Origin of the sequence: Janthinobacterium sp. MP5059B (genome assembly GCF_001758645.1) — a bacterium.
Lineage (GTDB): Bacteria > Pseudomonadota > Gammaproteobacteria > Burkholderiales > Burkholderiaceae_D > Janthinobacterium > Janthinobacterium lividum.
Genome location: NZ_LRHX01000001.1, coordinates 85,677 through 110,264 on the forward strand (window position 1 = coordinate 85,677; position 24,588 = coordinate 110,264).

General features: G+C 63.3%; 20 protein-coding genes and 1 other RNA gene. 15 read left to right on the forward strand and 6 right to left on the reverse strand.

Annotated features, from left to right (window positions below):
- Positions 1-56: 56 nt before the first annotated feature.
- From JAB1_RS00425 to JAB1_RS00445, 5 genes are all read left to right on the forward strand, one after another.
- A complete protein-coding gene (locus tag JAB1_RS00425) occupies positions 57-557 on the forward strand; it encodes a type IV pilin protein (RefSeq protein WP_083299503.1) in 501 nt (166 codons plus the stop codon).
- 9 nt (positions 558-566) lie between these two features.
- Positions 567-1,154, forward strand: coding sequence for a GspH/FimT family pseudopilin (locus tag JAB1_RS00430; protein ID WP_070278095.1), 588 nt, complete (start codon positions 567-569; stop codon positions 1,152-1,154).
- Positions 1,155-1,189: 35 nt separating this feature from the next.
- On the forward strand, positions 1,190-2,290 hold the full coding sequence (ribD, locus tag JAB1_RS00435) for a bifunctional diaminohydroxyphosphoribosylaminopyrimidine deaminase/5-amino-6-(5-phosphoribosylamino)uracil reductase RibD (protein ID WP_070278031.1): 1,101 nt from the start codon (positions 1,190-1,192) through the stop codon (positions 2,288-2,290).
- Between the two features lie 29 nt (positions 2,291-2,319).
- Complete coding sequence (locus tag JAB1_RS00440; RefSeq protein ID WP_070278033.1) at positions 2,320-2,955, forward strand: riboflavin synthase; 636 nt, start codon at positions 2,320-2,322, stop codon at positions 2,953-2,955.
- 99 nt (positions 2,956-3,054) lie between these two features.
- Positions 3,055-4,467 carry a hypothetical protein gene (locus JAB1_RS00445; RefSeq protein WP_070278035.1) on the forward strand — a complete coding sequence of 471 codons (1,413 nt, stop codon included), beginning with the start codon at positions 3,055-3,057 and terminating at the stop codon, positions 4,465-4,467.
- On the opposite strand, the gene JAB1_RS00450 is transcribed toward JAB1_RS00445, so the two are convergent.
- A complete protein-coding gene (locus JAB1_RS00450; RefSeq protein WP_070278038.1) occupies positions 4,464-4,889 on the reverse strand; it encodes an OsmC family protein in 426 nt (141 codons plus the stop codon). The two genes, JAB1_RS00445 and JAB1_RS00450, sit on opposite strands and share 4 nt — an antisense overlap.
- Positions 4,890-5,311: 422 nt before the next feature.
- Between JAB1_RS00450 and ribBA the strand changes: the two genes are divergently transcribed.
- From ribBA to nusB, 3 genes are all read left to right on the forward strand, one after another.
- Positions 5,312-6,430, forward strand: coding sequence for a bifunctional 3,4-dihydroxy-2-butanone-4-phosphate synthase/GTP cyclohydrolase II (gene ribBA, locus JAB1_RS00455; RefSeq protein ID WP_034786594.1), 1,119 nt, complete (start codon positions 5,312-5,314; stop codon positions 6,428-6,430).
- A gap of 176 nt (positions 6,431-6,606) precedes the next feature.
- Positions 6,607-7,089 carry a 6,7-dimethyl-8-ribityllumazine synthase gene (ribH, locus tag JAB1_RS00460; protein WP_034786791.1) on the forward strand — a complete coding sequence of 161 codons (483 nt, stop codon included), beginning with the start codon at positions 6,607-6,609 and terminating at the stop codon, positions 7,087-7,089.
- 91 nt (positions 7,090-7,180) lie between these two features.
- A complete protein-coding gene (gene nusB, locus JAB1_RS00465) occupies positions 7,181-7,651 on the forward strand; it encodes a transcription antitermination factor NusB (protein ID WP_034786595.1) in 471 nt (156 codons plus the stop codon).
- Positions 7,652-7,772: 121 nt separating this feature from the next.
- Here the strand turns inward: nusB and JAB1_RS00470 are convergent, their stop codons facing one another.
- The gene (locus JAB1_RS00470) at positions 7,773-8,687 is read right to left on the reverse strand and encodes a lytic transglycosylase domain-containing protein (RefSeq protein ID WP_052140520.1); all 915 of its coding nucleotides are present in this window, start codon (positions 8,685-8,687) and stop codon (positions 7,773-7,775) included.
- Between the two features lie 479 nt (positions 8,688-9,166).
- Between JAB1_RS00470 and ubiD the strand changes: the two genes are divergently transcribed.
- The 7 genes from ubiD to JAB1_RS00505 all read left to right on the forward strand — a co-directional run bounded on the left by ubiD (position 9,167) and on the right by JAB1_RS00505 (position 16,970).
- Positions 9,167-10,651 carry a 4-hydroxy-3-polyprenylbenzoate decarboxylase gene (gene ubiD, locus JAB1_RS00475; RefSeq protein ID WP_071653274.1) on the forward strand — a complete coding sequence of 495 codons (1,485 nt, stop codon included), beginning with the start codon at positions 9,167-9,169 and terminating at the stop codon, positions 10,649-10,651.
- Positions 10,652-10,832: 181 nt separating this feature from the next.
- Positions 10,833-10,931, forward strand: an RNA gene (gene ffs / locus JAB1_RS00480) — signal recognition particle sRNA small type.
- A gap of 237 nt (positions 10,932-11,168) precedes the next feature.
- Positions 11,169-13,487: a DNA polymerase III subunit gamma/tau gene (gene dnaX, locus JAB1_RS00485; RefSeq protein WP_070278042.1), complete on the forward strand. Its 2,319-nt coding sequence runs from the start codon at positions 11,169-11,171 to the stop codon at positions 13,485-13,487.
- A 41-nt stretch (positions 13,488-13,528) separates the two neighbouring features.
- Positions 13,529-13,855: a YbaB/EbfC family nucleoid-associated protein gene (locus JAB1_RS00490; protein ID WP_034759121.1), complete on the forward strand. Its 327-nt coding sequence runs from the start codon at positions 13,529-13,531 to the stop codon at positions 13,853-13,855.
- Positions 13,856-13,902: 47 nt separating this feature from the next.
- Positions 13,903-14,493: a recombination mediator RecR gene (gene recR, locus JAB1_RS00495; RefSeq protein WP_034786598.1), complete on the forward strand. Its 591-nt coding sequence runs from the start codon at positions 13,903-13,905 to the stop codon at positions 14,491-14,493.
- Between the two features lie 7 nt (positions 14,494-14,500).
- Positions 14,501-15,721, forward strand: coding sequence for a CaiB/BaiF CoA-transferase family protein (locus JAB1_RS00500; RefSeq protein ID WP_070255267.1), 1,221 nt, complete (start codon positions 14,501-14,503; stop codon positions 15,719-15,721).
- 100 nt (positions 15,722-15,821) lie between these two features.
- A complete protein-coding gene (locus JAB1_RS00505; RefSeq protein WP_070278044.1) occupies positions 15,822-16,970 on the forward strand; it encodes an esterase-like activity of phytase family protein in 1,149 nt (382 codons plus the stop codon).
- On the opposite strand, the gene JAB1_RS00510 is transcribed toward JAB1_RS00505, so the two are convergent.
- The 4 genes from JAB1_RS00510 to JAB1_RS00525 all read right to left on the reverse strand — a co-directional run bounded on the left by JAB1_RS00510 (position 16,939) and on the right by JAB1_RS00525 (position 24,524).
- Positions 16,939-19,098 (reverse strand): EAL domain-containing protein, encoded by a 2,160-nt coding sequence (locus tag JAB1_RS00510; RefSeq protein ID WP_034786602.1) that lies wholly within the window; start codon positions 19,096-19,098, stop codon positions 16,939-16,941. The two genes, JAB1_RS00505 and JAB1_RS00510, sit on opposite strands and share 32 nt — an antisense overlap.
- A 1-nt stretch (position 19,099) precedes the next feature.
- A complete protein-coding gene (locus JAB1_RS00515; RefSeq protein WP_070278046.1) occupies positions 19,100-21,961 on the reverse strand; it encodes a response regulator in 2,862 nt (953 codons plus the stop codon).
- 302 nt (positions 21,962-22,263) lie between these two features.
- Entirely contained in the window at positions 22,264-22,464 is a 201-nt protein-coding gene (locus JAB1_RS00520) for a YbdD/YjiX family protein (protein WP_070278097.1), read from the reverse strand.
- Positions 22,464-24,524: a carbon starvation CstA family protein gene (locus JAB1_RS00525; RefSeq protein WP_034786604.1), complete on the reverse strand. Its 2,061-nt coding sequence runs from the start codon at positions 24,522-24,524 to the stop codon at positions 22,464-22,466. The genes JAB1_RS00520 and JAB1_RS00525 overlap by 1 nt, the downstream gene beginning before the upstream one ends.
- Between the last annotated feature and the right edge of the window lie 64 nt (positions 24,525-24,588).

The following is a 24,588-nucleotide window of genomic DNA, read 5'->3' on the forward strand; positions in this document are numbered from 1 at the left end:
CCCAGCGAGGCTGGCGCATCGCATCGGCGGCGATTTCAGGAAAGACGGGAGGTCATATGGGCGTGGTGGCAAGCCGGAACGGTCCCGCTGCAAACGGTGGTGCTCCTGCTGCCATACGGGGCTTCAGCCTGATCGAACTGCTGTCCGCGCTGGCGATCCTGAGCCTGTTGCTGGCGCTGGCCGTGCCCGCCTATCACGGTCATGTCGTGCGCGCCAAGCGGGTGCAGGGACAGGCGGCCCTGCTGCGGCTGATGCAGCAGCAGGAACGCTATTATTCGCAAAACAACCACTATCTGGCATTTTCCTCCGCGTCGCCGTCGTCGCAAGTGCAGCAGTTTCCATGGTGGTCTGGCGACGGGGGCGCGGCCGGCAGCGCGTATGAAATCGAGGCGCTGGCTTGTCCCGGCCTGGCGATCGGGCAATGCGTGCTGTTGCGCGCGATGCCGGGCACGTCCAAGGTCGATGCGCACTTCCAGGATGCCGATTGCGGCGTGTTGTCCTTGAGCAGCACGGGCCAGCGCGGCAGCAGCGGCCCGTCCAGCCACTGCTGGCCCTAGGTCATGGCCATGCACAAGCGCTCACCGCGGATTGGGCACACCTTCGGGGACACCGTCGGGTATACCCTGCCCGAATTGCTGGCCGTGCTGGCGATTGCCGCGTTGCTGGCTGCCGTCGCCATGCCCAGCCTGCAGCAGGTGCTGGCGCGCCAGCAGGTGCGGACGGCGGCCACGGACTTGTTTTCGGCCATCGAGTTGACGCGGGCACAGGCGATGGCGCGGGGACAGCGCGTGCTGCTGATGCCGGCCGGAGCCGGTGGTGTGGACTGGCGCACGGGCTGGCTGATATTCATCGACCGCAATGCCAACCTGGCGTTCGATGGCGATGACGAATTGCTGTTCCGCCAGGGGCCGCTGCCGGCGGGCATCACGGCCCAGTTCGCGTTTTCGTCGGCCACGGCGCCGTTTTATATCGCCTACAATGGCGCAGGACGCAGTTGCAGCGCGACCAATAGCCTGGCGGCGCGCTGGGGTACCTTGTCCCTGGCTTTGGGAAAGCAGGTACGGCATATTAAAATCAATATGCTGGGCAGGGTGCGCGTGTGCGACCCGCAGCAGCAGGCGACCAATTGCAGCGGCGTGGCCGACAGTTCGTAACCCGACTCACCTATCACTCACTAGCAAAGAAGCCCGTGGAAATACTCAACGATATCGATGGCATGCGCCTGGCGCTGGAATGGGCGGCGCGCGGTTTGTACACGACCTCGCCCAATCCCCGCATCGGCTGCGTGATCGTCAGGGATGGCCAGGTGATCGGCGCCGGCGTGACGCAGGCGGCCGGGCAGGATCATGCCGAAGTGCAAGCGCTGGCCAATGCGGCGGCGCGCGGCAACGATGTGCGCGGCGCCACCGCCTATGTCACCCTGGAACCATGCAACCACCACGGCCGCACGCCGCCATGCTCCGATGCGCTCGTGCGCGCGGGGCTGGGGCGCGTCGTGGCTGCCATGACGGACCCGAACCCGCTGGTGGCGGGGCAGGGACTGGCCAAACTGGAGGCGGCCGGCATCGCCGTCACCACGGGCGTGCTGGCCGACGAGGCATATGAAATGAATATCGGCTTTTTCTCGCGCATGCAGCGCGGCAAGCCGTGGGTGCGCATGAAAACGGCAGCCAGCCTGGACGGCATGACAGCCTTGCACAACGGGCAAAGCCAGTGGATCACCGGGCCGCAAGCGCGCGCCGACGGCCACGCCTGGCGCGCGCGCGCCTGCGCCATCCTGACGGGCATCGGCACCGTCAAGGCGGACGATCCGCAATTGAACGTGCGCGCCGTCGAGACGCCGCGCCAGCCGCGCCGCATCGTCGTCGACAGCCGGCTCGACATCAGCCCCGACGCGCGCATCCTGCAAGGGGGCGGCACGTGGATCGTGGCGGCCGTGGCCAACCCGGAAAAGGAAGCGCAGTTGCAGGCGCTCGGCGCGGAAGTCATCATGCTGCCGAACGCGGCCGGCAAGGTCGACCTGGCCGCGCTGATGCTGGAACTGGGACGCCGGCAATGCAATGAAGTCCACGTCGAGGCTGGCTCCAAACTGAACGGCTCACTGATCCGCGAAGGCTGCGTCGACGAGCTGCTGGTCTACCTGGCGCCGACCTTGCTGGGCGATGCGCAAGGCATGTTTGCCTTGCCCCCATTGACGGATATCAAGCAGCAGCACACTTTGCAATTTCACCAGGTTCAGCAAGTGGGCGAAGATTTGCGTATCCTTGCAAGATTCGCCCAGCGCACTTAATAGATTTACACTTTTTATAGGGTTAGTTCATGTTTACAGGAATTGTTGCCGCCATCGGCAAGATTGAAACCGTGCAACCGCTCGACGGCGGCCTCGATGCAGGCGTGCGCCTGAACATCCACGCGGGCGGCTTGCCGCTGGCTGACGTGGCCCTGGGCGATTCGATCGCCATTAATGGCGCCTGCATGACGGTGGTGGAAAAGTCGAACACGGGTTTTGCAGTCGATGTCTCGCGCGAAAGCCTCAATTGCACCGTGGGCCTCGATACCACCACGGAAGTGAATCTGGAAAAAGCCCTGACCCTGGCCGAGCGCCTGGGTGGCCATCTGGTGTCCGGCCACGTCGACGGCCTGGGCATCGTGCGCAAGTTCGAAGCAGTGGGCGAATCGTGGGAACTGGTGATCGAGGCGCCGCACGAGCTGGCGAAATACCTGGCCTTCAAGGGTTCCGTCGTCGTCAATGGCGTGTCCCTGACCGTCAACCGCGTGGAAGACCTGGGCGCGGGCGCCGTCAACGGCTGCCGCTTCTCGATCAACCTGATCCCGCACACGATCGCCATGACGACCCTGAAGCACTTGACGGTCGATGGCAAGGTCAACCTGGAAATCGACCTGATCGCCCGCTACGTCGAACGCATGCTGTCGCTGGACAAGGCTGCCGCTTAACACCACAGCTTGAAGCAACACACTCGCTGCCCTGCCAAGCGTGTGTTGCTTTTCTTTCAGACGCGCATACTATGAAGCTTTCCGCAGTGGAGGCTAGCCATGGACCCGATTTCGCGCGCAACCGTGCCCAACACCATCCCGGCCACGTCCCGCGTGGGCGCAACGGCGCCGCTGCCGCCTGTACTGCCCGTGCCGCCTTCCAGCGCGGCGGCTGCTCTTGCCATCCTGTCATCGACCCAGGTCGACATCTCCCCGTTGGGCCAGTTCCTGTCCGGCGTGGCCTTGTCGCGCCGGCAATTGCTGGCCTTGCAGGGCGCCACGGAAGAGGCCAGGGCGGCCAATACCCCCGTGAATGTCAATGACGACTTGCTGGCGCTGGCGCGGCAATTGACGGAATCGTTCGCCCAGCTGCAAACGAGCGGCATCGATGCCATCCAGCTGGCGACGGCCGGCGATGCGCCGGGCAGCTTGGCGCAGCGCTACGATTTGCTGTCGGGCGACGGCACGACGGATGCGGCCGCCGCGCTGGCGCAGGACGGCAGCTTGCTCACGCAAGCGCAGCTGGCCCGCATTGGCATCGACTTGCGCAATGAAGATGTCGATGCGGTTATTTTGCAGGCCGCGTATGCGGCCGACAGCAATGCCACCCTGGATGCCTTGCAACAGGGAACGGACGTGCTGGCGCAGGTGGGCGCCGTGCTGGCCCAGCAGCAGGGCGCGCCGCTGGCTGCCGTGGTCGAAGCGGATTTGACGGGCGAAGCACTGCCGTCCAGCGCCGTGCAGGCTCCGCAGGCCGAGCAGATGCAGGCCATTGACGAAGCGCCGCCGCAAACGGCCGCCGTTGCGCAGCGACAACTGGAACTGCAGCAGCAACTGGAAGCGGAGGAGCTGAACCTGGACTTGCAGGAACTGCGGCCCCAGCCGCAGGCGCAAGCCGCCGCCGATGCCGCGCAATTGTTGCAGACGCAGCGCACCGACAACCAGCGCGTCGATGCCCAGCGCCTGGACGCCGAACGCCTGGACAGCGAACGCATCAATACCGATCAGCAGGCGCAGCAGCAGGAAGCGGCGCGGGTGGACGAGCTGCGTCAGGGGCAAGTGCAGCAGCAGGGATTGCAGCAGCAGGCGCAAGCAGCGGCGGACGATGCGGCGCGGGCGCAGCTGGCCGCCAGCGACGCGCAGATGGCGGCCCAGGCGGCATCCGACCGGGCGCAGTCGCTGGCGCGCGCGGCGCAGGGGCAGGCCGATGCCGGCCTGGCGACGGCGCAAGCCCGGCTGGCGCAGCAAAATGCGCAGGCGCAAGAGCTGGCTGCGCAAAACGCGGGCCAGGCCGTGCCGCCGCCTTCATCGCAAGACCCGTCCGTGGCGGCGGCCATCGCCGCCTATAACCTGAACAATGCAGCCCTGAATCCCGGTTTGATGAACCGGCCACTGCCGGCCAGCGACTCGCGCCTGCCGCTGGTGGCGCCGGTGGCCCCTGTGGAACCCGTCAAGCCCGTGACGAAAATCTAGGGCAGCAGGGTGGCGTCCAGCGTGATAGTGGCTTTGAGCAGCTTCGACACGGGGCAGCCGGCCTTGGCCTTGGCCGTCAATTCTTCGAATTGAGCCTGGCTGGCGCCGGGGACTTTCGCTTTCAGGATCAAATGGACGGCCGTGATGGCAAAGCCGTCGTCGACCTTGTCGAGGGTCACTTCGGCCGTCGTTTCCATCTTTTCCGCCGTCAGGCCCGCTTCGCCGAGGATCAGCGACAGGGCCATGGTGAAGCAACCCGCGTGGGCGGCGCCGATCAATTCCTCGGGATTCGTGCCGGGCTTGCCTTCGAAGCGGCTGGCAAAGCCGTAGGGATATTCCTGCAAGGCGCCGCTGCGCGTGCTGATGGCGCCCTTGCCATCCTTGATGCCGCCTGACCAGATGGCCGATCCATTGGTTTTCATAGTGCCGCTCCTGTGTGGGGTGTAGCTGCGAGTGGGGCGTCAGCGCCGTGGCGGTGACTGGCTGATCTTATGCTCTTTGCAAGGCCGGCGGCGCGCGTCTTGCCGTCGCCGTATGCGCTGGATCAGGGAATGGGCGCTTTGCGGGGCAGGCGGTGGCATCCGTGCCGCAAAGCTGTCTTATTTCAGGTCTGCAAGCGCTAAATCCTTTAAAATAGCAGGTTATAAGAAAATTCCCGGAAATTCGCGGAATTTTCGCGCTCGATATTTCAGTTTTTAGTTTCATTAACAACGCCAGGCAAAACCGTCGCGAGCGGAAGGAAGAGGTGGCTGAGAAGCGCAACCGTACGAAGGTACGGTGAGCATCGCAAGCCGCCTATACCGACGCGCAGCAGGTTTTGCCAGGTGTCTTCAGAGGATGAATAATGTCAATATCCAGCACCGAAGAGATCGTCGCTGAATTGCGCGCCGGCCGCATGGTGATACTGGTCGATGAAGAAGACCGGGAAAATGAAGGCGATCTGGTGCTTGCCGCCGATTTCGTGACGCCTGAAGCCATCAATTTCATGATCACGCATGCGCGTGGCCTGGTCTGCCTGACCCTGACGGAAGAGCGTTGCGACGAGCTGAACTTGTCGATGATGACGTCGCGCAACGGCACCGCCTATGGCACCAATTTTACCGTGTCCATCGAAGCGGCCGAAGGCGTGACGACGGGCATTTCCGCCGCCGACCGCGCCAAGACCATCCAGGTGGCCGTAGCCAAGGGCACGCAGCCCAGCGATATCGTCCAGCCTGGCCATATCTTCCCGCTGAAAGCGCAAAAAGGCGGCGTGCTGATGCGCGCAGGCCATACGGAAGCCGGTTGCGACCTGACGGCCATGGCCGGCCTGACGCCCGCCTCCGTGATTTGCGAAATCATGAAGGACGACGGCACCATGGCGCGCCTGCCGGACTTGCTGGTCTTTGCCGAACAACATGGCTTGAAAATCGGCACGATTGCCGACCTGATCCATTACCGCAGCCAGACGGAATCGCTGGTCGAGCGCGTTGCCGAGCGCACCTTGCACACGGCGCACGGCGAATTCCGCTTGATCGCCTTCCGCGACAAGCCCAGCGCGTCGGCCCATTTGGCCCTCGTGCATGGCGATTTGGCGCCCGGCCTTGAAGCCCTGGTGCGCGTGCACCAGCCCGTTTCCCTGCTGGACGTGCTGGAAAGCGAAGCGACCACCCACTCGTGGACTGTGGCCGCTTCGATGGCCGCCATCAAGCAGGCCGAGCGGGGCGTGATGGTCTTGCTGAACTGCGGCGAGACGTCGGGCGAGCTGTTTGCCCAGTTCGCCGCGCTCGATACGCCGCAAGCCAAGCCGAAAGGCCGCGCCGCCAGCATGGACTTGCGCAGTTACGGCATCGGCGCGCAAATCCTGCGCGACCTGGGCGTGAGCAAGATGCAATTGCTGGCCAGCCCCCGCAAGATGCCGTCGATGGCCGGGTTCGACCTGGAAGTGACGGGTTTTCAGTGCCATCCAGGCCAGGACGCCTGACTAAATCTACTGCGCGTCGCGATTTGCGGCCTGTGATGCTCACTGTACCTTCGTACAGTTGCGCTTCTCGACCACAACTCGCTGCCGCTCGCTACGATTTTGTCAGGCGTCGATGTAGAGTAAATGATGGCGACATGTGCATGTCGCCCTGAACCACCAGATTAAAGAGGCTTATGATGAGCGTAGGAACATATGAAACCAATTTTGCCGGCGAAGGTTTGCGCGTCGGTATCGTCCAGGCACGATTCAATGAAATCGTCGGTGGTGGCTTGCTGTCGGCATGCCTGGAAGAGTTGAGCAAGCTGGGCGTGGCCGATGAAGATATCCTGCACGTGACCGTGCCGGGCGCCCTGGAAATCCCACTGATTCTGCAAAAAATGGCGGAAACCGAGCAATTCGATGCCCTGATCGCACTGGGCGCCGTGATTCGCGGTGAAACCTACCACTTCGAGCTGGTATCGAACGAATCGGGCGCGGGCATCACGCGCGTCGGTCTCGATTACGGCATCCCCATCGCCAACGCAGTGTTGACGACCGAAAACGACGAGCAGGCGGAAGTACGCATGCTGGTCAAGGGAGCAGAAGCAGCACGCGTGGCAGTGGAAATGGCCAATCTGGCGCAAGCGCTAGAAGAGTTGCAAGACACAGACGAGGATTAATCGTGCTTGCGCCGCAGCGTGCTGCCTGGCAGCGCACCGCGGTATTCGTCACTATCTGCAGTAAATACGTATTTAAGAACAGGTAACAATCATGACTGAGAAAAATTTGCTCGCCAATCCCAGCAAAAACCGCACGCCGCGTCACCGCGCGCGCGAGTTTGCGCTGCAGGGCTTGTACCAGTGGCTGCTGAACAATGAAGACGCGACCACCGTCGTGAACAATATTCGCGCCGCGCATGGTTTCGACAAGGCCGATGGCGATCATTTCACGGTGTTGCTGTACGGCGCCATCAAGGATTCGCTGGCGCTGCGCGAAAGCATGGCACCCTTGATCGACCGCAATATCGCGGAACTGTCGCCCATCGAACACGGCATCCTGCTGATCGGCGCATTTGAGCTGAAGAACAACATGGAAATCCCGTACCGCGTCGTCATCAACGAAGCGGTCGAGCTGGCCAAGTCGTTTGGCGGTATCGATGGCCACAAGTATGTGAACGGCGTGCTGGACAAGCTGGCAGTGAAATTCCGCGAGGAAGAAGTGGGCGCCAACAAGCGCAAGTAATATATACAGCAGTTCCTGCGGCTGATGCTGCAGGGCAATAAAAAAGCCACCGGCACTTGCGTGCGGTGGCTTTTTTACTGGGTGCCGCTTTTTGGATGCCCCTGTGAGGGCTTTTAAAGGGTCACAGGCCGGCGATCTCGTTATGGGGCAATACTTTGATGGTGATGCCGCTTTCCGCTGCCGGGGCCTTGGCTGGCGCTGGCGTGTTCGATGCCATCACCGGCGTCGTGGTCGGCACGCGCTGGCCGGCCGACACTTGTTTCAGGCGGCGGTATTCGGCCAGCACGCGCGAGCCATAGCCCGAGTCGGTGGCGAAGTTGGCGGCGCCGACGTAGGTTTTGAGGCCCGCTTCGACGGAACCGCCACGCGTGACGTAGTCTTTCAGAATCAGGGAGCCGACGCGGATGTTGGCGACGGGATTCAGCGCTGCCTGCACGCCGCCCATTTCCTGGAAGCGCTCATGGTGCACTTTCGACATGACCTGCATCAAGCCTTGCGCGCCGACGGGGCTTTCCGCGAACGGGTTCAAGCCCGATTCGATGGCCATCACGGCCAGGATCAGCAGCGGGTCCAGCTTGATTTCACGGGCTGTCAGGTAGGCCGTCGAGACGAGCATATTGGTCGCATCGTTGGCTACGCGGTAGCGCTTGGAAAGCCAGTTGGTGACCCATTGCTGCTGCTTTTGCGTGCCCAGCAAGGCTTTTTCTTCCTTGCTCAGCGGTGCGTCGCTGGCGGCCGTTTGCACGGAAGCAGGCGCTTCCATCAGTGCCGACAGGGCCGGTGCTTCAACGGCTTGCGCCTCTGCCATCGGCAGCGGGAACAGGCTGTGCGTCAGTTGCTTGCCCAGGTCAGGGCGGAACATCAGCAGGGCGATCAGTGCCAGGGCGGAAATGCCGAAGACTGTCAGTGTGTGTTGTGCCGTGGTCAATACGCCACGTGCCGAAATGGCTTGTGCGCGGGCGCGCAAACGCGCCAACGCTGGCTGGCCAGCCACGGTTGAAGCAGGCAAAGCTGCTTCAGTGCTACGATGAGTCATAGAGTTCCCCGAAATGTCGCGTCAACAGGCAGTCCCTCCGCGGTCTCGCGGTGTTGTGGGTACTGCCAATGCCGTGCATCAGAAATATCATCGTTTCCGCCGCGTATGGATGCGTGCGAGAAACGCCGTCATTGCTTGCTTGAGCTGATCGGTCCCGTTTTTGGTATTGGATCAGTCGCAATACAACTTTTACCGGGGGTAAGGCAGACGCCTTTTGAAAACACTCCTTAAAATGTCATGTGGAGCCCCGACTCCGTGAATGAAAGAGAAACGCTAAAATCAAGCTCTGGGCCGGCGTGCTCTTTCAAGTTGGGCGAATTGTAGAAGCCGTTTTATATCAAGTCAATACTAACGAATCGTTTCTTTATTACTTTTATGTCTTACTTTTTGTCTTGCATTGTGCCAAAAGCCAATAAAATCAATTACTTGGCATAGATCCTTCAGCAACGGCGTCCGACGTCAAAAAAAATTAAAAACACATGAAATATTCAGATTTGCGAGATTTTATTTCTCAACTGCAACAAATGGGTGAACTTAAGCCCATTTCGACCCCCATTTCACCGATTTTGGAGATGACGGAAGTTTGCGACCGCACCTTGCGCGCAGGCGGACCGGCCTTGCTGTTCAACAATCCGACGGGATACGACATGCCGGTGCTGGGCAATCTGTTCGGCACCACGCGCCGCGTGGCGCTGGGCATGGGCGCGGAAGATGTGAGCGAGTTGCGCAAGATCGGCCATGTGCTGGCGCGGCTGAAGGAACCGGAGCCGCCGAAGGATTTCAAGGACTTGCTGGGACTCGGTTCCCTGGTGAAATCCGTGTGGGATATGTCGCCGAAGGAGTTGCGCGGCGCGAAGTGCCAGGAAATCGTCTGGGAAAGCAACGACGTCGACCTGGCGCGCCTGCCGATCCAGCATTGCTGGCCCGGCGACGTCGCTCCCCTGATCACCTGGGGCCTGGTGATCACCAAGGGCCCGAACAAGAAGCGGCAAAACCTGGGCATCTACCGCCAGCAAGTGCTGGGGCGCAATAAGGTCATTATGCGCTGGCTGGCGCACCGGGGCGGGGCGCTGGACTTCCGCGAGCATGCGATCCAGAGCAAGGGCAAGCCGTATCCGATCGCCGTCGCGCTCGGTGCCGATCCCGCTACTATATTAGGGGCAGTCACGCCGGTGCCGGACAGCCTGTCCGAATACCAGTTCGCCGGCTTGCTGCGCGGCAGCCGCACGGAGCTGGTGAAAGCCATCGGCAGCGAACTGCGCGTGCCCGCCTCGGCCGAGATCGTGCTCGAAGGCCATATCTACCCGGATGAAAACCATCCGAGCGGCTACGAGCACGCGCTGGAAGGGCCGTATGGCGATCACACGGGCTACTATAATGAGCAGGACAGTTTCCCCGTGTTTACCATCGACCGCATCACCATGCGCCGCGACCCGATCTACCACTCCACGTATACAGGCAAGCCGCCGGACGAGCCGGCCGTGCTGGGCCTGGCCCTGAATGAAGTGTTCGTGCCGCTGCTGCAAAAGCAGTTCAGCGAAATCACGGACTTCTATCTGCCGCCCGAAGGCTGCAGCTACCGCATGGCCGTGGTGCAGATCAAGAAACAGTACGCGGGCCACGCCAAGCGCGTGATGTTCGGCGTGTGGAGCTTCCTGCGCCAGTTCATGTATACCAAGTTCATCGTGGTGGTCGACGAAGACGTGAATATCCGCGACTGGAAAGAAGTCATCTGGGCCATCACGACGCGGGTCGACCCCATCCGCGACACCACGCTGGTCGACAACACGCCCATCGATTACCTGGACTTCGCCTCGCCGGTCAGCGGCCTGGGCAGCAAGATGGGGATCGACGCGACGAATAAATGGCCGGGCGAAACGACGCGCGAGTGGGGCACGGTGATCGCCATGACGCCGGAAGTGAAGGCCAAGGTGGATGGCATCTGGCAAGAGCTGGGTTTGTAGGTGCTAAGTAGGTCGGGTTAGCGCTTGCGCGTAACCCGACGTTGCGGCGCTTGGATGTTCAGGGCCTGCGTAGTCAGCAGTGTCGGCTTACGGCCTGCGGCCTGAGCCGACCTACGCATGAAATGATCGCGTGCAGTACGGCAATTTCCCAATCTTGCGCAGGTCGGTTATAATTGTCCCTGGCGGGCCCCTGCGCATCGTGGCATGGCTAACCTGGTCAGGTCGGGAACGAAGCAGCCACGGCTATTAACCATGAGTGCCGCAGATCAGGCTCGCCTCCTTCGGGAATGTTTTATCAGGATCAACAATCAAGCTGCCATGGGCAGCTTTTTTGCTATTACGGTCCCTTTTTCTTGCCGAGCTGCGGCATTGCCAGGCTTGCCGTGTTTTCCATATTTCCAGCTGGCCATGTTATACAATTGCTGCTTTGCCGCGTTTGCCATTTTGAATGGCCCGGCCATGAGGCTTGCGCCCGCCGCGCAGGATCACCCGCAAAATCGCATGGTAAAATCTCAGCATGTCCTATCAAGTCCTCGCCCGTAAATACCGCCCCAAGAATTTCGAGACGCTCGTCGGCCAGGAGCACGTCGTGCGCGCGCTCACGCATGCCTTGCACAGCGGCCGATTGCATCACGCCTACCTGTTCACGGGCACGCGCGGCGTCGGCAAGACGACCCTGTCGCGCATCCTGGCCAAGTCGCTCAATTGCATCGGCCCTGATGGCACGGGCGGCATCACGGCCCAGCCTTGCGGCGTGTGCGAAGCGTGCACGGCGATCGATGCGGGACGCTTTGTCGACTATATAGAGATGGATGCGGCATCGAACCGTGGCGTCGATGAAATGGCGCAGCTGCTCGAGCAAGCCGTGTATGCGCCAAGCAATGCGCGCTTCAAGGTCTATATGATCGATGAGGTGCACATGCTGACGAACCACGCGTTCAATTCCATGCTGAAGACACTGGAAGAGCCGCCCGAGCACGTGAAGTTCATCCTGGCCACGACGGACCCGCAAAAGATTCCCGTGACCGTGCTGTCGCGCTGCCTGCAGTTCAACCTCAAGCAGATGCCGCCCGGCCACATCATCAGCCACCTGGACAATATCCTGGGGCAGGAGGGCATCGCCTTCGAACAGCCGGCCTTGCGCTTGCTGGCCCAGGGCGCCCACGGCTCCATGCGCGACGCGCTGTCCTTGACGGACCAGGCCATCGCGTATGCGGCTGGCGAAGTCACGCTGGACGCCGTGCAAGGCATGCTGGGTGCGCTCGACCAGTCGTATCTGGTGCGCCTGCTCGACGCGCTGGCGCAGCAGGATGGCGCCGATCTCCTGGCCGTGGCCGACGAGATGGCTTCGCGCAGCCTGTCCTACAACGGCGCCCTGCAAGATCTGGGCACCTTGTTGCACCGCATTGCGCTGGCGCAAACCGTACCCGCCGCCTTGCCGCAGGACTTGCCCGAATACGCGGACATCGTGCGCCTGGCTTCCGCGTTTGACGCGGAAGAAGTGCAGCTGTTTTACCAGATCGCCGTGCATGGCCGCAATGAGCTGGGCCTGGCGCCCGATGAATACGCGGGCTTTACCATGACCCTGCTGCGCATGCTGGCCTTTCGGCCCGGCATAGGCGGCGCCGATGGCGTGCCGGCTGCACCGGCCGCTGCCACGGGCAACCGTCCGGCCGCCGTGGCCGCCGCGCGCGCCGCGGCTGGGGCTTCGGCTCCCGCCGCCCGCGCCGCCACGAACAGCGTGGCCAGCCACGCCGCCGTGACACCGCCCGCCGTGGTCGCCGCCGCAGCCGCCAGCATGGCGCGCAGCGAAGCGCCGCCGCCACGCGCGGCTGCGCCGGCGCCAGCCGCTGCACCGGCGCCGGCACCAATGGCGCCGCCGCTCGCTACGCCGCCAGCGGCTGCTCCTGCTGCGGCTGCCCCGGCCGCATCGGGCGCCCCGATCAGTTCCGCGCGCGCCGCCATCAATGCGGCGCTGGAAGCGGCTCGCGCCGCCTCGAAGGGCCGTCCGGGCAGCGCGCCGTCGGCGCCATCGTCGGCGCCCAAGCCAGCCGCACCGGTACCAGCAGTGGCGCCTGCCGCCGCTGCCCCGGCCGCGCCGGTCCAGGCAGCCCCGCCGCCACCGCCCACCGCCGCGAAAGCGCCGGCGCCGTGGGACGACGCGCCACCCGTGGCCGTGATGGAAGCACCGGTATCCGTACCGGCGGCGGCACCGGTACGCCAGGCGCCGCCACAGCAGCAGGCGCCCGCCGACGACGACTTGCCGCCGTGGGTCACCGAATTTTCCGACGACAGCGCCTCCGCGGCCGTGTCGGCGCCCGCCGCGCAGAGCAGCGAGCAGCCGGCCGTCATCATGCCGCAGCGTGCCGCCAAGCAAGCCGCGCCCAGCGGACCGTATGTGATCACGCCCGTGCCTGGCCTGGACTGGGACGGCAACTGGCCGGCCGTCGCCGCCGTGCTGCCCCTGCGCGGCATAGCCCAGCAATTGGCCGTGCAGGCCGAGCTGATCGAATGCCTGCACGACGGTCACAGCACCACGTTCCGCCTGCGCGTGCCGATCGACACGTGGCGCAGTCCGGCCAACGTGGAAAAACTGGCTGCCGTGCTGAGCGAGCGCTTCGGCCGCAAGGTCAATGTCGATACGGAACTGGGCGCGGTCTGGTATACGGCCAGCGCGGAAGCGCAGGCCCACCGCGAGGCGTGCCAGCTGCAAGCGGAAGAAACCATCGCCAGCGATCCCTTCGTGCTCGACATGAAGCGTGCATTCGACGCTTTTGTTGTGCCGGGAACGATTACCCCTGCACCGGCCGGCTCCGCCGCGCCGACCCTGCATTGATGATTAACACACTCACAAACTGAATTGAACGGAGCATTCTCATGATGAAAAATCAACTGGCTGGCCTGATGAAGCAGGCGCAAGCAATGCAAGACAACATGAAAAAGGCCCAGGAACAACTGGCGCTGGTGGAAGTGGAAGGCCAGTCCGGTGCCGGCCTCGTCAAAATCGTCATGACGTGCAAGAACGACGTCAAGCGCGTCTCCATCGACCCGTCGCTGCTGGCCGACGACAAGGACATGCTGGAAGACCTGGTAGCGGCCGCCTTCAACGACGCCGTGCGCAAGGCGGAAGCGACGTCCGCTGAAAAAATGGCGGGCTTGACTGGCGGCATGAACTTGCCAGCCGGCTTCAAAATGCCATTCTGATGCCATACCGCATGCGTTCGATCTATGGCACGGGACAAGGTTGATCCATGTCCAAGTCGCTTGAATTCCTGACCGAGGCGCTGCGGCGCCTGCCCGGCGTCGGCCCCAAGTCGGCGCAGCGGATGGCGTTTCATTTGTTGCAGCACGATAGGGAAGGCGCGGCCATGCTGTCGCGCGCCCTGTTCCAGGCCGTCGATGCCGTGCATCACTGCGGCCTGTGCAATACGTTTACCGAACACGAAGTGTGCGAGACCTGTCTCGACGAAGAGCGCGACAAGCGCTTGCTGTGCGTGGTGGAAACGCCCGCCGACCAGCTGATGATCGAGCAGACGCTCACCTACAAGGGCCTGTATTTCGTCCTCATGGGGCGACTCTCTCCGCTGGACGGCATCGGCCCGAAAGATATCCACCTCGAAAAATTGCTGAACCGCGCCAACGATGGCGTGGTCGGCGAAGTGGTGCTGGCCACCAATTTCACGAATGAAGGCGAAGCCACGGCCCACTACATCAGCGAAATGCTGAAGGCGCGCGGCTTGCGCGTGAGCCGCCTGGCCCGCGGCGTGCCCGTGGGCGGCGAACTGGAATACGTCGACGCGGGCACGATTGCCCGCGCGATGCTCGACCGCAGGGCAACCTGAGCACAACATGACAACATCCTCCGCGACCACTGGTCCATTGCAAGGCATTAAAGTGCTGGAACTGGGCACCCTGATCGCGGGGCCCTTCTGTGCCCGCATGCTGGCCGAATTCGGCGCCGACGTGATCAAGATCGAGTCGCCCGATGGCGGCGACCCCATCCGTACCTGGCGGGTGCTGAAGGATGGCACCTCCCTGTGGTGGTCGGTGCAGGCACGCAACAAGAAAAGCATCACCTTGAACCTGAAGTCGCCCGAGGGCCGCGCCATCGCGCGCCAGCTGGCCCTGGAAGCGGACATCATCATCGAGAACTACCGCCCAGGCGTGCTGGAAAAGTGGGATCTCGGCTACGAGCAGCTCAAGAAAGAGAAACCGTCGCTCATCATGGTGCGCCTGTCCGGCTTTGGCCAGACGGGGCCGATGAAGGACTTGCCCGGTTTCGGCGCCATCGGCGAATCGATGGGCGGCTTGCGCTACGTGTCCGGCTTTGCCGACCGCCCGCCCGTGCGCGTGGGCGTGTCGATTGGCGACTCCGTGGCGGCCCTGCACGGCGTGATCGGCGCCATGATGGCCCTGCGTCACCGCGACGTGACGGGTGGCCGGGATGGCGGCGAAGGACAGATGGTCGACGTGGCCCTGTACGAATCCGTGTTCAACCTGATGGAATCGCTGGTGCCCGAATACGACCAGGCGGGCGTGGTGCGCGAGCGTACGGGCGGCTCGCTGCCCGGCATCGTACCCTCGAATACCTACACGACGGGCGACGGCGAAAACATCGTCATCGCGGGCAATGGCGACGCCATCTTCAAGCGCTTGATGCTGGCCATGGGCCGCATCGACATGGCGGGCGACCCGCAACTGGCGCGCAACGACGGCCGGGTGGCACGCACGCAGGAAATCGACGACGCCATCGGCGCCTGGTGCGCCACGCACACGATAGACAGCGCGCTGGCCGTGCTGAAAGCAGCCGACGTACCGGCCGGCAAAATCTACTCGGTGCGCGACATGCTGAGCGACCCGCAATTCCTCGCCCGCGACATGTTTGAACAACACCATTTCGCCGACGGTACGCCCGTGAAATTGCCGGCGATCAGCCCGAAACTGTCCGCCACGCCGGGCAAGACGCAGTGGCTGGGGCCGACCCTGGGCCAGCACAACGACGAGGTGCTGGCGTCGCTGGGGTTTGACGCGGCCGCCATCGCGCGGCTCAAGGCGGATGGGGTGGTGTAGGTTTAGCTTGGTAAATCATCTTGACCCCAGGCAAGGGCTGGGGTCGGACCCTCAGGGTCCGACCCCGGATTCTGTCCTTTGGGTTTTATTAAGGAATATCGTGAAGCAGTCGTCCCTCCGCGCCCCCCGTGCGCGTCTGATCCCCGCGCTGGCCATCTCCATCCTCCTCTCCGCCTGCGCCAGCTTCCCCCACGACGCACCGGTCACGGGCTTGCGCCTGATCGGCGAGCAGCGCATCGCGCTCAAGCAGCCGTTCGAGGGCACCACGGTGGGCGGCTTGTCCGGCATCGATTACGATGCGGCCAACAAGAGCTGGGTGATGGAAAGCGATGACCGCTCGGCAATCAATCCGGCCCGCTTTTACCGCGCCACCTTGGCCTATGACAGCAAGGCGTTTACGGGCGTGACCCTGGCCAGCGTGCATTTCTTCACGCAGCCCGACGGCAGCCGCTATCCGAACCTGGCGCATGCAAAGCTGGAGCAGGGCGACCAGGTGCCCGACATCGAAACCATCCGCGTCGATCCTCAGGACGGCAGCCTGTGGTACGGCAGCGAAGGCAACCGCAAGGTGGGCTTGGACCCGTTCGTGCGCCATGCCGATAGTGGCGGCCACTACCTGGCCACCTTGCCCACGCCCGCCATGTTCAAGGTTGCGAAGGACGAAATCGGCTCGCGCAACAACATGAGCTTTGAAGCGCTGTCGTTTTCGTCGGATGGCAAGAGCCTGTGGCTGGGCATGGAAGCGGCCCTGTACCAGGATGCTCCGCTGGCCACGCCCGACATCGGCTCCGTGGTGCGCATCACGCGCCTGGACCGCGCCGGCACCGTGCTGGGCCAGTACGCGTATCCGATTGAGCCCGTGGCGTCGCGGCCCGCGCCGGGGAAGGAAGCGGACAATGGCGTGTCGGAAATCCTCGCCGTCAACGATCACCAGCTGCTGGTGGTGGAGCGGGCCGGCGTGGAACACGCCGACGGCCTCTACACGAATCACGTGCGCATCTACGAGATGGAAACGCAGGGCGCCACCGATATCCAGGCCATCCCGGCGCTGGCGGGCGCCAGCTATGTGCCTGCGCGCAAGCGATTGCTGCTGGACCTGGAAAAGACCGGCCTTGAAAGAGTCGACAATATCGAAGGCATCAGCTGGGGGCCGCGTCTGGAAAACGGCCGCCGCAGCCTGGTGATGATTTCCGACGATAATTTCAACGCCCAGCAAGTCACGCAAATCCTTGCCTTCGAAGTGCTCTAGTTTCCACGCTGGCCAGCTGGCCCCTCTGCCTGGCCAGCATGGCCGTGATCGTGTCGTGCGGCGACGGGTGGCCCAGGAAGTATCCCTGCGCCATGTCGCAGCCGTATTCTTCCAGCATCAGCAGTTGCTCGTCCGTTTCCACGCCCTCGGCCACCACCACCATCTTCAAGCCATGCGCCATGGCGATGATGGCGCGCGTGATGGCCGCGTTTTCCGTATCCTGCGGCAAGCCGGCAATAAAACTCTTGTCGATCTTCAAGGCCCGCACGTCGAAGCGTTTCAGGTAATTCATTGAAGAATATCCCGTGCCGAAGTCGTCGATCGACAGGTACACGCCGATGCCGCGCAATTGCTCCAGGGTCACCATGGTGGCGCGCGCATCGTCCATCAACGTCCCTTCCGTCAATTCCAGTTCCAGCAGGCGCGCGTCGAGGCCCGTGTCGGCCAGGGCCGAGAGCACGATCTGCATCAGGTTTTCATCCTTGAATTGCTTGGCCGACAGGTTCACGGCCATGCGGATGGCCCGTCCGCCATCGCTTTGCCACGCCTTGGCCTGGTTGCACGCTGTGCGCAGCACCCATTCGCCTATCGGCACGATGAGTCCCGTCTCTTCGGCCAGCGGGATGAATTCCGTGGGCGAGATGATGCCCCGCTCGGGATGGCGCCAGCGGACCAGCGCTTCCACGCCGACGATCTGCGTGCTGGGCACGTCGATCTGCGGCTGGTACAGCAGATACAGCTCGTTGTTCTGCAAGGCTTTGCGCAGGCCCACTTCCATCTTGACGTGGCTCATGATTTCCATCGTCAGCGATGAGCTGTACAGCTTGGCGTTGTTCTTGCCGCAGTTCTTCGCGTGGTACATGGCCGTGTCCGCATATTTGAGCAGCGAGTTGCAGTCCTCGCCATCTTCCGGATACAGCGAGATGCCGATGCTGGCCGTGACGAAAATCTCGTGTCCTTCGATCATGAAGGGCCGGCGCATGGCTTCCTTGACGCGATGCGCCACGTTGAGCGCGTCCTCCACCCGCTCCAGGTCGGGAATCAGGATCGTGAATTCGTCGCCGCCCAGGCGCGCCAGGTTGCTGCCGCCGGAGATGCCGTCGAGTTCATACTCGGCGCGCAGCACCAGGTCGCTGGGGCGGATGGTTTCGCGCAGGCGTTCGGACACCACCTTGAGCAAATGGTCGCCCACGTCGTGTCCCAGGGTGTCGTTGATGCGCTTGAAAGCGTCGAGGTCCATGAACAGCACGGCGAATTTCTTGTCGTGTTCTTTCGAGCGCACCAGTTCGCGCTCCAGCGTTTCCAGGAACGCTTGGCGGTTGGGGATGCCCGTCAGGCTGTCGCAATAGGCGAGGCGGCGGATCTGCTCTTCCGTGCGCTTGCGCTCGCTGATGTCGCGCACCAGGCCCAGCACTTCATCGGCCCCCGTCGCCACCAGGCGCGCCTCGAAATGGCGCGTGCTGTCTTCGTGTGTGAGCGTGTAGTCGACCGAGCCGATATGCTGGGTGGCCAGCACGGCGTGCGCCTGGTCCAGCAGGCGCGCGGCGATTTCGGGCGGCAGCACGTCGCGGATATGGCTGCCCACGCAGTCGCTGAGGGAAAAGCCGGCGCTGGCGTCGTGGCCCTGTTCGTAGTCGAGATAAAAGCCTTCGCGGTTCAGGCGGAAGAAGGTGTCGGGGATGGCGGCCAGCACGGCGCGGTTGTGCGCGTCGGCGATGCGCAGGCGGGCGATGGCGTCGCTGGCGCGCAGCACGTACAGCACGCGGTGGCCGAGGATGGGCCAGTTGATGGGCTTGGAAATGAAATCCGTGGCGCCCACCTCGTAGGCGCGCGTGACGGCTTCCAGTTCGTCGCCGCCCGTGACCATGATGATGGGCACCGTGCCGCCCACTTCCTGGTGGCGGATTTCGCGGCATACGGCAAAGCCGTCCATGGCCGGCATGTCGACGTCGAGCATGACCAGGTCCGGCCCGCTGTGCTTGTAGCTGGCCAGGGCCTGCACGCCGTCCTCGGCCTCGATCACGTCCAGGCCCACCTGCGTGAGCATTTGCCGCATCAGCAAGCGCATCACGGGATCGTCATCGGCCACCAGCACCAGGCCGCGGGGAGGGGAGAGGGGCGCTGTCATGTCAGTGTTCCTTCACGAGGATGGCGTTCAGCGATTCGCGTACGGCCAGGAAGGCCTGCTGCATTTCTTGCAGCAGGGGAGCCGCGCCCTCGGTGCTGCCGGCGCGGCCCAGTTTTTCCATCTCCTTGCACAGCTGCGCCAGGCCGTCGGCGCCCACGTTGGCGCTGCCCGACTTGAGGCTGTGCGCCACCTTGCGCAGCGCTTCCGCATCCGCGCCGGCAATCGCTTCGCGCATGGCGGTCAATTGGCGCGGCGTCTCGCTGGTAAAGGCGAGGATGACCCGTTCGAGCAGCGCATCGCCATCCGTGCCGGACAGGGCGCGGATGTTTTCCAGCGCCTGCCGGTTCAGCGGCTGGGCCGATATCGCGGAGGCAGGCGCAGGCGGTGGCACTTCGGGCGGCGCCTCCTGCGGCGTGTGTGACTGCGGCGCTTCGCTGTGGTGCACGGTGGCCGCGCGCGGCAGGGTGATCCAGCGGGCGATCGTGTGGCCCAGGTCTTGCTGCGTGAACGGTTTGCTCAGGTAATCGTCCATGCCGGCCGCCAGGCATGCTTCGCGGTCGCCCTGCAGCGCATTGGCCGTGATGGCGACGATGGGCAGCACGCGCGCGTGGCCGCACTGCTGTTCGTGGCGGCGGATTTCCGCCGTGGCGGCAAAGCCATCCATCACCGGCATCTGGCAATCCATCAAGATCAAATCGAAATCCTCGGCCTGCGCCGCCTGCAAGGCTTCTTCGCCGTTGCGCGCGCAGACGACGTCCAGGCCCAGGCTGTCGAGCATGGCCAGCGCCACTTCCACGTTGACGGCATTGTCCTCGGCCAGCAGTACGCGGCGGCGCTGGCGCCGGCCCACCTGGCGCGCCGTGTGCGGCGGATGGATGCGCAGGCTGTCGCTGGCGCGCGGCGGCGTGACGATGCAGTCGAACAGGTCGCATTCGCGGGCCGGCTTGATCAGCTGGAAGGCCACGCCCGCCTCGCGCCGCTGCACGGGATCGGCCGCCGCCTGTTCCGTGCTCAGCAGCAGTAATTTGAGGTCGGCCAGCAGCGGATCGCTCTTGATGTTGGCGGCCAGGGCCAGGCCGCTGGTGCGCGGCAATTCCATGTCCAGCAGGGCCACGGCATACGGCGTGCCGGCCTGGGCCGCCGCGCGCAGCTTGCCCAGGCAGTCGCTGGCCGTGCCGGCGCTGTCGCTGACGATGTGCCAGCTGGCCAGTTGCCGCTCCAGCACGGCGCGCGTGGCGGGTGTGTGGTCGACGATCAAGGCGCGTAACCCTCGCGTGGTTTTCAGGTTGAAGGACGGGTCGTCACTGTCGACCCGCCGCTTATCGAAATTTACTTCGAACCAGAAGATCGAGCCTTGCGTTAAAGCATTATCAACGCCGATAGTGCCGCCCATCAGCTCCACCAGCTGTTTCGAGATCGTCAGCCCCAGGCCAGTGCCGCCGTGCTTGCGCGTGGTCGAGCCATCCGCCTGCGAAAACGATTCGAAGATGCGCGTCTGCGCCTCGTTCGACACGCCGATGCCCGTGTCATGCACCTCGAAACGCAGGCCCACGCTGGGCGCGTCTTCGCTGCACACGGTCACTTTCACCGTGACCTTGCCCGTTTCCGTGAACTTGATGGCGTTGCCCAGCAGATTGACGATGATCTGGCGCAAACGGTTCGGGTCGCCGCAGATGGCGATGGGGATGTCGTAGGCGATATCGAATTCCAGGCTGATGTTTTTCGCTTCCGCCTGCGGCGCGAACACGTGTTCTATGTCGTCGAGCAATTCGCGGAAATTGAAGCGGATGTATTCCACGCTCAGCTTGCCCGCCTCGATCTTGGAAAAGTCGAGGATGTCGTTGATGATCACCAGCAAATTCTGTCCCGAGCGCTGCACCATGCTCGTGTAGTGGCGCTGCTGCGGGCTCAACGGGCTGGCCAGCAGCAGTTCCGTCATGCCCAGCACGCCATTCATCGGCGTGCGGATTTCATGGCTCATGGTGGCGAGGAAGGCGCTTTTCGCGTGACTGGCCGCCTCGGCCGCATCCTTGGCCTTTTCCAGCTGCGCCGTGCGCACGCCCACCTGGCGTTCGAGCTGGTCGCGGTAATTGGCCAGGGTGCTGTCGCGGCTGTCGATCTGCGCCAGCATGTCGTTGAAACTGTCGATCAGCACGCCCAGCTCGTCGCTGCGCTGGTGCGCGATGCGATGGCTGTAGGTCTGGCTGCTCGACACTTTTTGCGCTGTATCGATCAGTTTGGTGATGGGTTCGGCGATCACGCTCTTGAAGCGCCGCGCGAGGAACACGGCGATCAGGAAGGACAGCACGGTGGCGCCGCCGATGGCGCCCACGTGGCGGCCGATGTCGCGCCACATGTGGTTCAGGTCCGCCTCGATCAGCACGGCGCCGATGATCTGTTGCGGCTCGCCTGCCCGGTAGACGGGACGGTACAAACGCATGCCGGGCGCCAGGGTCGTGCCCGAGCCTTGCGTGACGGGCTGTACGGCCATGTCGGCCAGCAAGGCCGGGTCCATGTCTTCCGGCGCCGGCAGGCCGTCCGCATGCTGCGGCGCGCGGTACAGGGCGAACAAACGCCCGCCCTTATCGAACAGAGCCGCCTGGGCCACCTCGTCGCGCGCGGACAAGGCCGCCAGCACCTGTTCCGCCTGCCCCTGCGCCGATTTTCCCGCCAGCAAAGGCACCGCGCCGGCCGCACCGATCACGCCCGCCAGCGACAGCAATTGCTTGCCTTCATCGTTCTTGTGGCTGAGCACGGACGTCAGCGCAAACGCCACGAACACCAGCAGCAGCGCGCAGCCCGATGACAGTACCGAAATCATGGTCAGCTTCTGGCTGATGCTGGAGCGTTGGAAATTGAACATGAGTCGCTGCTTCCCCGGTCGCCCGTTGACTGTTATTTAATTCCTATTGGAAAAATATAGACGCGAAGACACACCCAGATGTTGATGTGGGTCTAAGGGAAGAGAGGGGAGGGGAACTTATACGAGAGGAAATGAATAGGGCGGTCTCACAAGACCGCCCTCAAATTATTGCTGAGCAACAACACCTGACTCAGCCGTAGCGAGCGGAAGGGAGAGGTGGCCGAGAAGCGCAACCGTACTTTAGTACGGTGAGCATCGCAAGCCGCCTATACCGACGCGCAGTAGGCTGGGTCAGGTGTCCGCTAACAGCAACCGCCACGCTTGCCGGCGCCGCCGTAGCGGGCTTCCTGCCGTTCGCGGAAGAACTCTTCATACGTCATCATCGGCTCGCCGGGATGGGTGTCTTCCCGGTGGGCCACGTAGGTGTCGTACTCGGGCAAGCCGCACATCAGCCGCATGCTTTGCCCCAGATATCGTCCAGCCTTGATGATTTCGTCTATCATCATTGCACCGTGGGCATGGCCTGGAACGGCGTTTCCTTGGTGCTCGGACGGCTGTCGGCGCGCGCCTTCATGATGGTGCGGATGCCGAAGAACAGCACGCTGACGACGACGATGACGAAGAAGGCGGCCAGGCCGGCGTCCAGGTAATCGTTGAAGATGATCTGTTGCATCTGCGCCACCGACTTGGCCGGCGCCAGCAGGGTGCCTTCATCCAGGGCCGCCGAATATTTCTTGGCGTGCGCGAGGAAGCCGACGCGCGGGTTGGCGTCGAAAATCTTTTGCCAGCCCGCCGTCAGGGTGCACAGCAGCAGCCAGATCGTCGGCGTGATGGTCACCCACGCATACTGGCCACGCTTCATCTTGAACAGCACGCAAGTGCCGAGGATCAGCGCGATGGCCGCCAGCATCTGGTTGGCGATGCCGAACAGCGGCCACAAGGTGTTGATGCCGCCCAGCGGATCGACCACGCCCTGGTACAGGAAGTAGCCCCAGGCCGCCACGCACAGGCCCGTGGCCAGCAGGTTGGCGATGACGTTTTCCGTCTGTTTCAAAGCTGGCACGAAGCTGCCCAGCAAGTCTTGCAGCATGAAGCGGCCGGCACGCGTGCCCGCATCGACGGCCGTCAGGATGAACAGCGCTTCGAACAGAATGGCGAAGTGGTACCAGAAGGCCATCATGGCCTTGCCGCCGATGGCGCCGGACAGAATCTGCGCCATGCCGACGGCCAGGGTCGGTGCGCCGCCGGCGCGCGAGATGATGCTGTGTTCGCCAACGTCCTTGGCCGTCTGCGTCAGCATGTCCGGCGTGACATAGAAACCCCACTGCGAGATCGCCTGTGCGGCGGACTCGGCTGTTGTACCGATCAGGGCGGCCGGGCTGTTCATGGCGAAATAGATGCCCGGCTCGATGGTCGAGGCGGCCACCAGGGCCATGATGGCAACGAACGATTCCATCAGCATGGCGCCATAGCCGATGAAGCGGGCGTGGCTTTCGTTTTCAATCATCTTCGGCGTGGTGCCCGAGGAAATCAGCGCGTGGAAGCCGGAGACGGCGCCGCAGGCGATCGTGATGAACAGGAAGGGGAACAGATTGCCCGACCAGACGGGGCCGGAGCCGTCGATGAACTTGGTCATGGCCGGCATTTTCAGGTACGGCGCAACGACGATGATGCCGATGGCCAGGCCCAGGATGGTGCCGATTTTGAGAAAAGTAGACAGGTAGTCGCGCGGCGCCAGCAGCAGCCACACGGGCAGCACGGAAGCGATGAAGCCGTAGCCGATCAGCATCCACGTCAGTTCCGTGCCCGTGAACGTGAACATCGGGCCCAGCACGGCGTGTTCCTGCACGTACTGGCCGCCGATGATGGCCAGCATCAGCAAGACAAAACCGATGATGGAAATTTCGCCGATGCGGCCCACGCGGATGAAGCGCGAATACACGCCCATGAACAGCGCGATGGGGATCGTCGCCATCACGGTGAAGCTGCCCCATGGGGAACCGGTCAGCGCCTTGACGACGATCAATGCCAGTACGGCCAGGATGATGACCATGATCATGAAGCAGCCCAGGAGCGCAATCATGCCGGGAATTTCGCCCAGTTCAGCCTTGATCAGGTCGCCCAGCGAGCGGCCATCGCGGCGCATGGAAATGAACAGCACGATGAAATCCTGCACGGCGCCCGCAAACACCACGCCCGCCAGGATCCATAGCATGCCGGGAAGATAGCCCATCTGCGCGGCCAGCACGGGGCCGACCAGGGGGCCGGCGCCGGCGATCGCCGCGAAATGGTGGCCGAACAGCACATATTTATTCGTCGGCACGTGATCGAGGCCATCGTTGTGCTTGAAAGCGGGCGTCATGCGGCGTGCGTCCAGGCCCAGCACCTTGTCGGCGATGAACAGGCTGTAGAAACGGTAGGCGATCAGATACACGCAGACGGCGGCGATGACGATCCAGATCGCGCTGATCGGTTCGCCACGTTGCAGGGCGACGACGCCCAGGGACCCGGCGCCTGCCAGCGCAAGCGCTGCCCAGCCCAGTTGTTTGAAAATGCGGTTCATGCTTCCTCCAGAGATTGACGGGCGCTGTGCCGTGCGATGATGTGTGCTGCCGAGCCTGGTCGTC

What these genes read in the sequence shown, in the direction of transcription:
- JAB1_RS00430 (WP_070278095.1), top strand. Translation starts at nt 567, where the DNA reads ATGCACAAGCGCTCACCGCGGATTGGGCACACCTTCGGGGACACCGTC.
- JAB1_RS00525 (WP_034786604.1), bottom strand. Translation starts at nt 24,524, where the DNA reads ATGAACCGCATTTTCAAACAACTGGGCTGGGCAGCGCTTGCGCTGGCA.
- JAB1_RS00450 (WP_070278038.1), bottom strand. Translation starts at nt 4,889, where the DNA reads ATGAAAACCAATGGATCGGCCATCTGGTCAGGCGGCATCAAGGATGGC.
- ribBA (WP_034786594.1), top strand. Translation starts at nt 5,312, where the DNA reads ATGTCAATATCCAGCACCGAAGAGATCGTCGCTGAATTGCGCGCCGGC.
- JAB1_RS00445 (WP_070278035.1), top strand. Translation starts at nt 3,055, where the DNA reads ATGGACCCGATTTCGCGCGCAACCGTGCCCAACACCATCCCGGCCACG.
- JAB1_RS00490 (WP_034759121.1), top strand. Translation starts at nt 13,529, where the DNA reads ATGATGAAAAATCAACTGGCTGGCCTGATGAAGCAGGCGCAAGCAATG.
- ubiD (WP_071653274.1), top strand. Translation starts at nt 9,167, where the DNA reads ATGAAATATTCAGATTTGCGAGATTTTATTTCTCAACTGCAACAAATG.
- JAB1_RS00500 (WP_070255267.1), top strand. Translation starts at nt 14,501, where the DNA reads ATGACAACATCCTCCGCGACCACTGGTCCATTGCAAGGCATTAAAGTG.
- JAB1_RS00440 (WP_070278033.1), top strand. Translation starts at nt 2,320, where the DNA reads ATGTTTACAGGAATTGTTGCCGCCATCGGCAAGATTGAAACCGTGCAA.
- nusB (WP_034786595.1), top strand. Translation starts at nt 7,181, where the DNA reads ATGACTGAGAAAAATTTGCTCGCCAATCCCAGCAAAAACCGCACGCCG.
- JAB1_RS00515 (WP_070278046.1), bottom strand. Translation starts at nt 21,961, where the DNA reads ATGTTCAATTTCCAACGCTCCAGCATCAGCCAGAAGCTGACCATGATT.
- JAB1_RS00520 (WP_070278097.1), bottom strand. Translation starts at nt 22,464, where the DNA reads ATGATAGACGAAATCATCAAGGCTGGACGATATCTGGGGCAAAGCATG.
- ribH (WP_034786791.1), top strand. Translation starts at nt 6,607, where the DNA reads ATGAGCGTAGGAACATATGAAACCAATTTTGCCGGCGAAGGTTTGCGC.
- JAB1_RS00425 (WP_083299503.1), top strand. Translation starts at nt 57, where the DNA reads ATGGGCGTGGTGGCAAGCCGGAACGGTCCCGCTGCAAACGGTGGTGCT.
- dnaX (WP_070278042.1), top strand. Translation starts at nt 11,169, where the DNA reads ATGTCCTATCAAGTCCTCGCCCGTAAATACCGCCCCAAGAATTTCGAG.
- JAB1_RS00470 (WP_052140520.1), bottom strand. Translation starts at nt 8,687, where the DNA reads ATGACTCATCGTAGCACTGAAGCAGCTTTGCCTGCTTCAACCGTGGCT.
- JAB1_RS00510 (WP_034786602.1), bottom strand. Translation starts at nt 19,098, where the DNA reads ATGACAGCGCCCCTCTCCCCTCCCCGCGGCCTGGTGCTGGTGGCCGAT.
- recR (WP_034786598.1), top strand. Translation starts at nt 13,903, where the DNA reads ATGTCCAAGTCGCTTGAATTCCTGACCGAGGCGCTGCGGCGCCTGCCC.